This window comes from Cyanobacterium aponinum PCC 10605 (genome assembly GCF_000317675.1).
GTDB lineage: Bacteria > Cyanobacteriota > Cyanobacteriia > Cyanobacteriales > Cyanobacteriaceae > PCC-10605.
In genome coordinates this window covers 2148196-2160815 of record NC_019776.1, presented here as the reverse complement: position 1 = coordinate 2160815, position 12620 = coordinate 2148196, and the positions used below count along the sequence as shown (strand labels likewise).

Annotated in this window: 10 protein-coding genes; 4 read left to right on the top strand and 6 right to left on the bottom strand. The window is 33.5% G+C overall.

Features of this window, described 5'->3' with window-relative positions; genetic code table 11:
- Positions 1–135 precede the first annotated feature (135 nt).
- Entirely contained in the window at positions 136–534 is a 399-nt protein-coding gene (locus CYAN10605_RS08990; RefSeq protein ID WP_190274995.1) for a hypothetical protein, read from the top strand.
- 345 nt (positions 535–879) lie between these two features.
- On the opposite strand, the gene CYAN10605_RS08985 is transcribed toward CYAN10605_RS08990, so the two are convergent.
- Positions 880–2292 (bottom strand): hypothetical protein, encoded by a 1413-nt coding sequence (locus tag CYAN10605_RS08985; protein WP_015219629.1) that lies wholly within the window; start codon positions 2290–2292, stop codon positions 880–882.
- A gap of 525 nt (positions 2293–2817) precedes the next feature.
- Here CYAN10605_RS08985 and CYAN10605_RS08980 point away from each other — a divergent pair.
- Together CYAN10605_RS08980 and rlmD are read left to right on the top strand one after the other, a co-directional pair.
- Entirely contained in the window at positions 2818–3648 is an 831-nt protein-coding gene (locus CYAN10605_RS08980) for an ABC transporter permease (protein WP_015219628.1), read from the top strand.
- Positions 3649–3847: 199 nt separating this feature from the next.
- The gene (rlmD, locus tag CYAN10605_RS08975; protein ID WP_041922770.1) at positions 3848–5197 is read left to right on the top strand and encodes a 23S rRNA (uracil(1939)-C(5))-methyltransferase RlmD; all 1350 of its coding nucleotides are present in this window, start codon (positions 3848–3850) and stop codon (positions 5195–5197) included.
- Between the two features lie 207 nt (positions 5198–5404).
- On the opposite strand, the gene glpK is transcribed toward rlmD, so the two are convergent.
- From glpK to ispG, 3 genes are all read right to left on the bottom strand, one after another.
- Positions 5405–6895, bottom strand: a complete 1491-nt coding sequence (glpK, locus tag CYAN10605_RS08970) for a glycerol kinase GlpK (protein WP_015219626.1) — start codon at positions 6893–6895, stop codon at positions 5405–5407.
- A 371-nt stretch (positions 6896–7266) separates the two neighbouring features.
- Complete coding sequence (locus CYAN10605_RS08965) at positions 7267–7938, bottom strand: Mo-dependent nitrogenase C-terminal domain-containing protein (protein WP_015219625.1); 672 nt, start codon at positions 7936–7938, stop codon at positions 7267–7269.
- A gap of 144 nt (positions 7939–8082) precedes the next feature.
- Positions 8083–9300 (bottom strand): (E)-4-hydroxy-3-methylbut-2-enyl-diphosphate synthase, encoded by a 1218-nt coding sequence (gene ispG, locus CYAN10605_RS08960; protein ID WP_015219624.1) that lies wholly within the window; start codon positions 9298–9300, stop codon positions 8083–8085.
- Between the two features lie 608 nt (positions 9301–9908).
- On the opposite strand from ispG, the gene CYAN10605_RS08955 reads away from it, so the two are divergent.
- Complete coding sequence (locus tag CYAN10605_RS08955; RefSeq protein WP_190274994.1) at positions 9909–10298, top strand: hypothetical protein; 390 nt, start codon at positions 9909–9911, stop codon at positions 10296–10298.
- Between the two features lie 331 nt (positions 10299–10629).
- On the opposite strand, the gene rfbC is transcribed toward CYAN10605_RS08955, so the two are convergent.
- Together rfbC and CYAN10605_RS08945 are read right to left on the bottom strand one after the other, a co-directional pair.
- The gene (gene rfbC / locus CYAN10605_RS08950; protein ID WP_015219622.1) at positions 10630–11178 is read right to left on the bottom strand and encodes a dTDP-4-dehydrorhamnose 3,5-epimerase; all 549 of its coding nucleotides are present in this window, start codon (positions 11176–11178) and stop codon (positions 10630–10632) included.
- 62 nt (positions 11179–11240) lie between these two features.
- Positions 11241–12593 (bottom strand): UDP-N-acetylmuramoyl-tripeptide--D-alanyl-D-alanine ligase, encoded by a 1353-nt coding sequence (locus tag CYAN10605_RS08945; protein WP_015219621.1) that lies wholly within the window; start codon positions 12591–12593, stop codon positions 11241–11243.
- Between the last annotated feature and the right edge of the window lie 27 nt (positions 12594–12620).

Sequence of the window (12620 nt, the reverse complement as noted above, 5' to 3'; positions counted from 1 at the left end):
CTGGTTACAGCGATTAATGCCAAAATAGAACGGGTAAATAAAACCATTGAATTAGAGAATGTAAAATCTAATTTAGATGATTTGATTAATGTTCCCCATGAGTCATTAGATTTAAACTATATTTTTGGGGATTATTTGGCAGAATATATTAAAGAATCAGCTAAAGAAATTCCTACTAATCCAGATGCTATAGTCACGATACTTTTACCTGTTTTAGCATCGGTTATCGGTACAAGATCAAGAATCATTGTTAATCCTAATACTCGTTATATTGTGCCTTTTATTATCCGTTCTATGATTTTTGCTTATATCGTGACTAAATGTCAAGAGGGTATGCTTAACAGTCAATTGTTAAAAATCTTTGAGTTGTTAAAGAAAAAAGGTGAGATTACTAGCACGGATGTAAAACGGTTTATTTGGGAGTTTAAGAGCGTTCCTAATGGTGATATTAACGAGTTGCTATTATCCTTAGTGGAATTAAGTAAAGCCCAACAAATACCGACTAAAAAGGGTATCAAAATCAAGGTAATGTAACTCGCTTAAAATATATACTTACAAAGTATTGAAACATAGTGACTAAGAATTAACCTAAAAACTAAAAGTAGATGAATCCTCTACTTTTAAAAAAGATGCTTTTAACTCTTTGATAATAAGGGTTTTAAGTATTTCTTTTTTTTGACCTCTACTTTTACCTCTACTTTTTGGAATGCTTATATAATAAAGGTTTAAGGTATTATTACAACGTAATCGTAGATAAAGTAGAGGATTTTAGACAGAATATGATCCTTTTTCTTCATTTGAAGATGAAAGTTTATGTTTACATTTCATTTTAACTACATATTTATGCAATAAGTATTTTAGATTTATATGTGACAATAATTAATCAGGATACTGTAGTTGATAAATCTGACAAAGAAGTTTTATTAAATCTTCTTTTTTGGGATTAGTTGGCAAATCATCTAAGAGTTTTAACGCAGTTTCAAAGGGGATCGGATTACGTTTCGCATTTTTGTATAAATCTATAGTTGTTTGACCTGAGAAATCTTGATAGTATTTGGCATTAACCGTTTCAGAATGTCCTAAAGATTTACAACGAACGGTGTCACTAATACCTGCTTGGATACCATTAGCATTACCTAATTTTCTTAAAGTGTGTGTTTGTGATACTTTATAGCCTAAAAATTTAGTTGACCATTGTTCTATTCTTTGATTAGCATTTCTTGAGTAAATATTAAAACTTTTATGATAAAAGTTAGGTACATTCTTAATCTCTAATAAATCAATAATATTTGGATAGGTAGGGGGTATTAATGGCATAGCAATTCTAGCTCCTGTTTTTACTTTTTGATTACCCCATAAAGTGAAATTACCAATATAAATTATATTATCTTTATTATCAGGATTATTTAATGCTTTAAATATGGTTTTATCCTTACTATTTTCTTGAGGATCATTTGCTGGAATATAGTCTCTAGTTAAGTTTTTAATAGCCGCTACCTCAGCTATTCTTAAACCATAAACCAACTGAATAGAATAAACCCATAACCAAAATTTACGATTATTTTCCCTTAATGAATGACTATCTTTAATAGATAATACAGCAACTCTTAATTTTAAAAAATCTTCAATACTAATTGATTGTTCTTCACGATTAAATGTATTTTTTTTCTTTGCATTAGTTTTTAGTTTTAATTTGCTTAATTTGTTATAAATTGTTTTTAGTTGATTGACTTCACATAGTTTAAGAAAAGCATTTAAACATTCTTGATATTTTTGTGTTTCTCTATCTGACTCATAGCTAATTAAAGAGTCATATAACAATTCATAAGATACTTGTTTCTCTTGATTATGTATTTTTTGATAATAATAACCATAAGCTCGTTTATAGCTTTTATAGTCAGTTTCTTTACTACGTTGTAAGCCACGCCGATCATTTTGACTGAAAAACCATGATTCAACTTTATTGATGGCATTAGCAACGGTTATAAGGTCATTAGTAGCGTTTTGATTTATTCCCTTGATGGTTTCATCATACCAAGCCCAAAACTCTATTTCTGACTCATAACCCTTTAATTGTTCATTAATTTGGATTGCTTTTTCTAAGCAACGGTTTAATCCTAAAGTCGTAAAATTTTCTCCAGTGGCATGATCAGATCTTTTTTTGTATTGTGTTTTGAATAAAAAATATAACTTATTACCACGTTTAAACAGTGATATACCTTTAGGCATTTGAGACTTGATATATTTAAAGTATTCAAGTATATCGTTATAACCTTGATAATCTTTTCCCATATTTTTCAACAATTTTTCAACAAATCACTTAAAACCTTGATATTTAGTAAGTTAGAGTTAATTTTAAATTGCCGATAATCATTGAAAAATAAACATTAATATAAATTAACTAGAGTTCGAGTCTCTCCGTCCGCATTCTCTGAGTTTTTTCATGAAAATTAAAACCTGTACAGTAACATATTATTTATTATCGGTAGCATATTAGTTGTATCTTAATAGATTAGATGCTTTTCGTAGCTCTGGTTTTTTTATTACAATGTTAGATATTAACACTGGCTCTTCAAAGTGTGGTTATGATAAATTAATAGAACACAACTTCTATAACCTTTATTGAATAGTGTTTATAGTAAAATAAAAACTAAAAGTTGATAAATTATTATTTAATAATTGCCTATTGCCTGTTGCCCACCCTAACCAATAATTGACAGACTCAAAGCAATAGAGCTTTCGCACTCTTGTCTCTTCTCTCTTTTCTTTTTCCTATCTCCACTAAAATAGAAAAGAAATTATTTATTGTGAAGAAATATGACAGTTGCTCAGAGTAGTTCTATCTCTCAATTTTGGCAGGAGACTTTTGCTCTAAACAAACGTTTATTCATACAGTTAAAACGTCGTCCTTCTACCCTTGTAGCGGGGGTAATTCAGCCTTTTATGTGGTTAATTTTATTTGGGGCATTATTTAGGGGCGCGCCTCAAGGATTATTTGGCAATGATCTTAATTATGCTCAATTTTTAGCCCCCGGTATTATTGTTTTTACAGCTTTTTCTGGAGCATTGAATGCTGGTTTACCTGTAATGTTCGATCGAGAATTTGGTTTTTTAAATCGTCTTTTAGTTGCTCCTTTAACCTCTCGTTTTTCCATTGTCATGGCTTCGGTAATTTATATTATTACTCTTAGTCTGATTCAAACCGCCGTAATTGTTATTGCTAGTGCTTTTATTGGTGCTGGTTTACCTAGTTTTGCTGGACTAAGCGCGATCGCACTTATTGTCTTTTTAATCGTCTTAGGAGTTACGGGTTTAAGTCTAGGATTTGCTTTTGCATTGCCGGGGCATATCGAATTAATTGCCGTCATTTTCGTAATTAATTTACCCTTATTGTTTGCTAGTACTGCTTTAGCACCATTATCTTTCATGGCAAAATGGTTACAGATAGTTGCAAGTCTCAACCCTTTAACCTATGCTATTGAACCCATACGCTATATTTATCAAAATAGTGATTGGAGTCTTTCTAGTGTCGTGATGAATACTCCCTGGGTTGATTTTAGTTTAGTTACCGTATTATCTATACTATTGACTTTTGACTTAGTTATTTTACTAACTATTAAACCCCTTTTAAGTCGCCGTTTTGCCTAATTCCCTCGATTTTTCATCTTAAACTAAAGCATTTTTTTATCTCTTTTTTCTAAATACCAACTTCACTAATTAATTTTTAAATTATCATTAAATTTCAGTGAGTAAGGGGTTTTACCCCTTATAAATACTACCCTTTTTTATCCTCATCATCGAGGTTATAATTATATTTATTATCTAAGTTCAAAAGTATAGATTAATGATTAAGCAAGGGGATTTGGTAGAAGTTGAAATCGATGATGTTAGTAGCGAAGGCAGTGGAGTAGCAAGGGTTGATCAACAAGTAGTTTTTATCCCCAATACCGTAACAGGCGATCGCATCTCAAGTAGAATAGTGAGAGTTAAAAAGAAATATGCTCAAGGGCAATTAGAAGAATTCAGAAAAAACTCAGCTTATCGTATTCGCCCTCGTTGTATCGTTGCCGATAAATGTGGTGGTTGTCAGTGGCAACATATTAATTATTCATATCAATTACAACTTAAGCAAAACCAAGTAAAAGAAACCCTAACTCGCATCGGTGGATTTGCTGATTTACAGGTAGAACCCATTATTTCAGGAGAAGACTTAAGTTATCGTAACAAAGTTAACTACCCCCTCGGAGTTTCGCACACAGGACAAATTAAAGCAGGATATTATCGTCAGGGCAGTCATCAAATTGTTAATATAAATCAATGCCCTATTCAAGATCAACGTTTAAATCCTCTCCTTGCAGAAATAAAGCAGGATTTACAACAATTGCAAATACCCATTTATGATGAAAAAAACCATAAGGGTGCATTGCGTCATCTCTGTTTTCGCATCGGCAAAAATACGGGAGAGATATTACTAACCCTTGTTAGTGCCGAATTAAGTGATGATGCCATGGATAAACAAGCAGAAAAATGGATGAAACGTTATCCCAATTTAGTCGGAGTAACTCTTAACTATAATCCTCAAAAAACAAACGTTATTTTTGGGCAAAAAACAGAATTACTGGCAGGAAGACCTTATTTAATAGAGCAATTTGCCCGACTAAATTACCATTTAAGGGCAGAAACCTTTTTTCAAGTTAATACAACTGTTGCCGAGGATTTGTTGACCGCTATTTTAAATAAATTATCTCTAACAGGAGAAGAAACAGTCCTTGATCTTTATTGTGGAGTTGGTACTTTTACACTACCCTTTGCTCAAAAAGTGAAAAAAGCCATCGGTGTTGAGTCTTATTCTCTTTCCATTGAACAAGCCCAAAGAAATGCAGAAATTAATAATATCGACAATGTAGAATTTATCACTGAAACTACAGAAACATTTTTACCTACTTTAGAGACAAAACCAGATTTAGTTATCCTTGATCCTCCCCGCAAAGGCTGTCAAACGGAAGTAATTGAATCTTTAAAACAGATTAAATCTAATTTTATCTTATACATTAGTTGCCATCCTGCTACCCTCGCCAGAGATTTACAATTACTTTGTCAAGAAGGAGATTATCGAATTATGTTTGTACAACCTGCTGACTTTTTCCCTCAAACTCCCCATGTTGAAACTGCTGTTATCTTGACAAGAATATCCTAAGAGAGACGCTAATGAGTATTTTAAGGGCAAAGTTAAAAGAGCAAACCCCCCTTCATCCCGAGGGGGGAGGGCAAAGGAAAATAGTGAATAGTTGATAATTAATAACTTCTAACTCCTGTACGGGCGAATGGCCATTCGCCCCTAACTAACTCCGAACCCTGACACCTATCCTTCTCCGATATTCTTAAACCGAACTGAGGTTATCTATTATGAAGCCCAAGTTTTAGCACGATTAACAGCTTCTAGCCAGCGATCGCATCTTTGTTTTCGTTCATTTTCCGACATTTTTGGTTCAAAAACTTTAGTATCACTTTTAATCTGCTGAATTTGGCTTAAATTATCCCAGTAACCAACTCCTAAACCTGCAAGATAACCAACACCTTTTGCTGTAAGCTCAATTTCTTGGGGTCTTTCCACAGGAATGCCGAGAATATCAGCTTGAAATTGCAAAAGGAAATCACTTCTTGCCGCCCCACCATCAACAGTTAATAATTCCAAAGGTGTATGGGAGTCTTCTTCTAAAGCCTTTACTACATCATAAACTTGAAAAGCAATACCCTCTAAAGTTGCCCTTGCAATGTGAGCTTTTGTTGTACCTCTGTCTATTCCAACGATTGTACCACGAGCATATTGATCCCAATAAGGAGAACCTAAACCAGCTAAAGCAGGAACAAAATAAACATCTCCAGTATCAGGCACTGAATTAGCTAGGGTATTTACTTCATCGGCATTATTGATGATACCTAAACCATCTCTTAACCATGTAATTGCCGAACCACTAGCCAATATACTGCCTTCTAAACCGTAAGTAATTTCGTTATTAAAACGCCAACAAATAGTTGACAAGAGGCTTTTAGCAGAAGGTACTAAAGTTTTACCTGTGGGAGAAATTAAAAAGCAACCCGTGCCGTATGTATTTTTAGCAATACCCTTATGAAAGCCTGTATGTCCAAAGGTTGCCGCTTGTTGATCCCCTGCAACTCCTGAAATGGGTATTTGCTCTCCGAAAACTTCTGAAGAAGTGTATGCAACGATACCACTATTATCGCATAGTTGAGGTAACATAGATTCGGGAATATTGAATAAGTCTAATAAAACAACATCCCACTTTACCTTGTTGACATTGAGTAAAAGGGTGCGAGAAGCGTTACTTACATCGGTAATATGTTTTTTGCCCCCCGTCAAATGCCAAATTAACCAAGAATCGATCGTACCGAAAGCTAGTTTTCCTTGATTTGCAAGATTTCGAGCATTTTCTACATGGTCTAAAATCCATTCTACTTTACTAGCAGAGAAATAAGCATCTAAAAGCAATCCCGAGCGATTTTTAACCTCTTTTTGTAATTCTCTTTCCTTAAGATTGTCAATTTTTGCTGAAGTTCTTCTGTCTTGCCAAACAATTGCATTATAAATAGGTTTCCCCGTCTCCTTATTCCACACAACCGTTGTTTCTCGTTGATTGGTGATGCCAATACCCTCTATTTGTTTTTTCTCAATATTTCCTTGTTCAATGGCTTTTTCTACCACTGATAAAACAGATTGCCAAATTTCAAGGGGATCGTGTTCTACTTCTCCGGGATTAGGATAGTATTGGGTAAACTCTTGCTGTGCCGAAGAAATAACGTTACCATCTTTGTTAAATATTAATGCTCTCGAACTGGTTGTTCCCTGATCGATTGCCAAAATGTATTTATCCATTATAGTTAGCCTTGATTTTGTGTTCATTCTTTATGGTAACTATTAATGGGGGTTGATAAAAAAGTGATGTCAGGGAAGTGGGTGTCAGGTTTCAGGTGTTAGGGGATGGGGGGATGAAGTGATGAGGTGATGAGGGGAAAGGGGGAAACAAGTAATAAATAAGTAGTAAGTATTTAGTAAGTATTTGTGGTTTTTCATTTTTAATTCTTAATTCTTAACTATTTAACGTCAGTTCGGGTTAAGGCAATTTTATTCTTATTTCTAAGAAACTATAAGGTTTTCTGACTACGAGAAAATAACGCTTTCAGCTTATCCAAAACTCAGGTTAATTACTAATTACCTACCGCTTATATTTTCACATTGAACTAAAACTAAACATAAGGGGTAACATCTTCTTTACACTCATCAGCTAAAAAGGATAAAGAGCGAAATCTTAAGCCTACTAACTGTTCATATAGAGGATTTAATTTACACATAGGGGGAATATGAACAATTTTTTTGCCAAATAAAACAATATCACGTTCAAAAGGACATTGAGAAGGTACCATTTTACAAATAAAACGAGCTAATCTAGGATCTTGAACGTTCATGTCATCCAACCAGTTTTTAACAGGTTTCAATAAGTCTGGAGGGTGACTTTCTTCTTGACTTGTATCTTCTTCTTTCTCTGGATTCCATAAGGTGGCTTCTAAGGATTTTAAGGCTTCAATATCTAAACCCAAAGCCTCCTGAAAAGCATGAACTGCATCCGCTTCTGATTGGCTATATACCCCATTTGCGATCGCCATCATGACTGCGGTACGGAGGAAATTTTCTTTAGTATCGAGTTCATCTCCTAAAGCCTCGGCTAATTCTTGAGGGGTAATAGGTTCTAAATCACCTAAATTTGTGTTAGGTGCTAATTCATCTTGAGTTAAACTAGCAATAAATTCTTTCTCTTCAGGATCAAAATTGCCATCGGCATAGGCAACAGTTAGTAAACCCCGTAACCATGCAGAAATTTGTTTATCACTATATTGATTTAATCTTTCGTTGTTTGTCATCGTTTTGAATAATATATTTGAATGATATTTATATTCAGCAATTGAGCAATGGGCAATGGTAAATAGTGAATAGTTGATAATTAAGAATTAAAAACTCCGAACTCGTTTCCCCTAACATCTTAAACCCTTACAACTAAGGCAATTTTAGGGATCAACCCATTTACCATCGGCTTTGATTAAATTAATTAACTCTTTTACTCCCTCTGTCTCTGGTACTTTTTTGATTTCTTCTCTACCACGATACAGGGAAATATAGCCGGGTTGCTTACCTACATACCCATAGTCTGCGTCCGCCATTTCCCCCGGTCCATTAACAATACAGCCCATTACAGCTATATCTAATCCTGTTAGGTGTTTGGTTGCTTCTCTAACCTGATGTAATACTTCTTCTAAGTTGAATAAAGTACGTCCACAGGAAGGACAAGCCACATATTCTACCATTGTTTTCCGTAATCCTAAAGCCTGTAAAATGCTATAACAAACAGGAATTTCTTTTTCTGGGGCTTCTGTTAAGGATACTCGGATGGTGTCGCCAATCCCTTCTGCTAACAAAGTACCAATTCCTGCTGTGGATTTTATCCTGCCATATTCTCCATCTCCTGCTTCGGTAACTCCTAAATGTAGAGGATAATCCATTCCCAACTCATCCATTCTTTTTACCATGAGACGATATGCCGCCAACATTACAGGCACACGAGAGGCTTTCATGGAAATGACTAGATTACGAAAATCTAAAGACTCACAAATTTTGATAAACTCTAGGGCTGATTCTACCATCCCCTCTGGAGTGTCACCATAGGTAAAAAGCATTCTTTCTGATAAAGAGCCATGATTAACGCCGATACGCATTGCTTTTCCTTGTTCTCTTAAGGAAACAACTAATGGTTCTAATGTTTCTTTGATTTTTTCCCCAATTTGGGCAAATTCTTCCGCAGAATAAGAGGTGCGATCGCTGCTTGGTTTTTCAAATACGTATAACCCCGGATTTATTCTTACTTTATCAACGTGTTTAGCCACTTCTAGGGCAATTTTCATTCCATTATGATGCACGTCAGCAACTAAGGGAACAGGTTGATAAGTTTGTGCTAATTTGGCTTTAATTTCCCCAACTGCTTTCGCATGGGCAAGACTTGGCACTGTCACCCTAACAATTTCGCAACCAATTTCATGTAAACGACGGATAGCCGCAACGGAGGCATCAACATCGAGAGTATCTTCGTTGATCATAGATTGTACTACAACAGGGTTGTTACCCCCAACAGTTACGTTTCCGACTTTGACAGGGCGAGTTTTGCGTCTATGAATAGTAGTATCAAATAAGTTATTGTCTAAATCCCTTAGAGGTTTATCAATAGTTTGCATCGTCTTGCTTTTATGGCTATTGTTTATAATCAATTTTATTTTAAAGGACAATGACAGGGTTTTTAATAATAAACCTTTATTCTCTTGTTCTAAGGTAGATATTTTTTTTCAAGATGTTAAGAATAATAACTTTATAATTATTAAATTTTCTTAAAGTATTTTTATGGAGCAAATCTTAACATATTGACTAAAATCAGACAAATATTTACCATTTTCCATGGTTAGTATTTTTAATAAGTGATTCTACAGTATTTTTTAAGTAAGTGTCTTATATAGCAATGCTATTTGAGTTGTGTTAATTCTTTTGTTGTAAAAAGCAAAAGGTAAGAGGCAAAAGGTAATGAAGATTATATATTCGGTGTTTTTTTCTAATAATTAATTTTTTATCAATGATTTATAAGTACTATATATCAAGAAAAAGATAAATATTCTTGATGGTTAATTTAACAGATATATGGTTGAAAAAATTGAAAATAATTTAACATTTAACATCTTGATTTATCTATAGACAAAAAATAAATTACTAGATCTCATTTTTATTAATTTAGAGTTAATATATTAATTAAGAGGCAGTCAGAAATTTGGAATTCAAGACTGAAATGATAATTATGTTGAAAAATAACTTGAACTGTCATACAAATTCTTTAGGAATTTTTGTCATATTATCACTTATAAGTGTCAATAGTTTAATGGTTGAACCCAGTTTTGCCCAAACTTCTTCCTCACCCATAGAAGAAGATGTGTCTATTACTGGAGATTCCTTACAGGGCTTGGACTCTAGTAGTCTTGCTGGAAATCAGTCCAATACTCCAAAATGGGATGTAACCGTTGAAAGGGAAAAGAAAAAACCCAGTTTTAGCACGGGAAATGAATTTTTTGATTCTTTATTACAAAAGCAATCTGAACCTCCCAAAACCTCTACAGAGGAAAAAATTAACACAAACAAGGGGGATGTTCCAGTTAATCAAGGAGGTACAATTCCTTTATTTAATTTCTAACAGAGATTAGTTATTTTTAATTAAAAAATTAAGCTCACTTAGCTGTTTAAGATGAGGTTTTTGGGTTGTATTAGGTAAGAAGCGAGAAATAATGAGCTAAAGTGGGAAAAATTTATGGCTCTATCAGTTTGAGTATGTAAATTATTAGTTAGGGTAGGCTGAAAGGCAAGAGGCAATGGGGGATTATTAAATAATAATTTATGAACTTTTAGTTTTTATCTTAGCTATAAACACTATTCAATAAAGGGTGTGGAAGTTATTTTCTACTAATCTATCATAACCACTGTAGAAGAACCAAATTTATTTTCAATTTTTGCTGATTATTTAATGGCTAATTACTAAAGATTTCTGCCTCTTTAAGCAGGGGAGCGTTTTTGTCTTTTTCTGAAAGAATTGGAGTTTCTTTTAAGTTCCAATTAAGGTCAATTTCTGGATCATTCCAACGAATTGATCTATCATATTGTGAACTATAAAAATTATTGGTTTTATACAAAACATCGGCAGTTTCAGAAAGCACTAAAAAGCCGTGAGCAAAACCTTCTGGAATCCAGAGTTGTTTTTGGTTTTCTGCACTCAGTTTGACAGCAACCCATTGTTTAAAAGTGGGTGATGATTTTCTTATATCAACTGCTACATCTAATATTTCTCCGTTAATCACTCTAACTAATTTGGCTTGTTTTTGTTGTATTTGATAATGTAATCCTCTTAAGACATTTCGTTGAGAATGGGAGTGATTATCTTGGACAAAGTTGGGATTTAAGCCTGTTTTTTCTTGAAAAGTTCGAGCGTTAAAACTTTCATAAAAAAAACCTCTATCATCTTGAAAAACTTTAGGTTGAATGATAAAAACTTCGGGGATTTCAGTAGTGATAATTTCCATAATATATATAATTTGTCTAGTTTTTGAGAATAAAAAATACCTTGTATTGATTGCCCAGATTTTTAATTAATAAAGACTTCTACTACTTTACTTAAACCAACGGAATTAGAGGCTTTAAATAAGATGCGATCGCCTTCTTTTGTTATATTTTGTAAAGCGGAAATTAAATCTTTATGGTTGCTATAAATTTGAGAAGGAATACCATTTGCACCTTCAGCAATTTGTTTTGTTGCTTCCTCATCGGCTAAAATCAAGACTAAATCAAGGTTTAACTCTTTTATAGTTTCTCCTACCTGACGATGTAATATAGGTGCATAGTCTCCTAATTCTTTCATCGTCCCCAACACTGCTATTTTACGTTTTCCATCAGTTTGGGCTAAAAGTTTTAAGGAAGCCAACATGGATTCATAACCCGCATTATAGGTTTCGTCTAACACCAAAATATCATTGGGCAGAGAATAACGTTTTGCTCTTCCTTTTGGTAAATTAACTTCTATACCTTGTTGTAAAAGAGTTAAATCTAACCCTAAAACTTTGGCTGTAGCTATTGCTCCTAGATAATTTAGGGCATTATGTTCTCCAAGTAAAGGTAATGGGTAGAGTTGATTATCTACTTTAAGGGTGGAGTCGTTGATTAATTCTCCCCGAAAATTTCCCGATTTCAAACCATAGGTAATAGTTTCTCCTGTCCAAACTTTTGTTGCTGTTGCTACCAATAAATCATTATCTCCGTTAATAATTGCTACTCCTGAATTATCCATATTTGCTAATAATTCACACTTTGCTTCGGCGATAGCTTCTCGTGAACCTAATAAACCAATATGAGCAGTTCCTACATTCGTAATTACACCAATATTTGGTTGGGCAATTTCAGTTAATAAAGCAATTTGCCCTTTCCCTCTCATCGCCATTTCTATGACGGCATAATTATCAGTTTCATCTATTTGTAAAAGAGTTTTTGGTACACCAATTTCATTATTATAATTGGCTTCTGTTTTTAGGACTTTTCCTTGTGTTTTTAAAACAGCACTAATTAATTCTTTTGTAGTTGTTTTTCCTACTGAACCTGTTACCCCAATAACTGGTAATCCTAAATTTTGTCGCCACCATTGAGCTATTTTTTGATAGGCTTCAAGAGTATTTTTTACCTGTAAAATGGGAGAATTTTTGTTAATTAAGTTACTATATTTTTCATTAACAATAGATGCGATCGCACCTTTTTCAAAAGCATTATCAAGGAAATCATGACCATTAAAATTTTCGCCCTCTAAAGCTAAAAAAATTTCTCCTCTTTTTAAAGTACGAGTATCGGTACTAATTCCCAAACAATTTTCTGCTAAAATCTGAGAAGAAAAAGAAGAACATTTAGCCTCAGTAATTTCACGGATAAAATCAACATTTGCAAAAGTTTTCATAAAAAGAAAATATAAAAAATCAGTAAT

What these genes read in the sequence shown, in the direction of transcription:
- CYAN10605_RS08985 (WP_015219629.1), bottom strand. Translation starts at nt 2,292, where the DNA reads ATGGGAAAAGATTATCAAGGTTATAACGATATACTTGAATACTTTAAA.
- CYAN10605_RS08980 (WP_015219628.1), top strand. Translation starts at nt 2,818, where the DNA reads ATGACAGTTGCTCAGAGTAGTTCTATCTCTCAATTTTGGCAGGAGACT.
- glpK (WP_015219626.1), bottom strand. Translation starts at nt 6,895, where the DNA reads ATGGATAAATACATTTTGGCAATCGATCAGGGAACAACCAGTTCGAGA.
- CYAN10605_RS08965 (WP_015219625.1), bottom strand. Translation starts at nt 7,938, where the DNA reads ATGACAAACAACGAAAGATTAAATCAATATAGTGATAAACAAATTTCT.
- ispG (WP_015219624.1), bottom strand. Translation starts at nt 9,300, where the DNA reads ATGCAAACTATTGATAAACCTCTAAGGGATTTAGACAATAACTTATTT.
- CYAN10605_RS08955 (WP_190274994.1), top strand. Translation starts at nt 9,909, where the DNA reads ATGTTGAAAAATAACTTGAACTGTCATACAAATTCTTTAGGAATTTTT.
- rfbC (WP_015219622.1), bottom strand. Translation starts at nt 11,178, where the DNA reads ATGGAAATTATCACTACTGAAATCCCCGAAGTTTTTATCATTCAACCT.
- CYAN10605_RS08945 (WP_015219621.1), bottom strand. Translation starts at nt 12,593, where the DNA reads ATGAAAACTTTTGCAAATGTTGATTTTATCCGTGAAATTACTGAGGCT.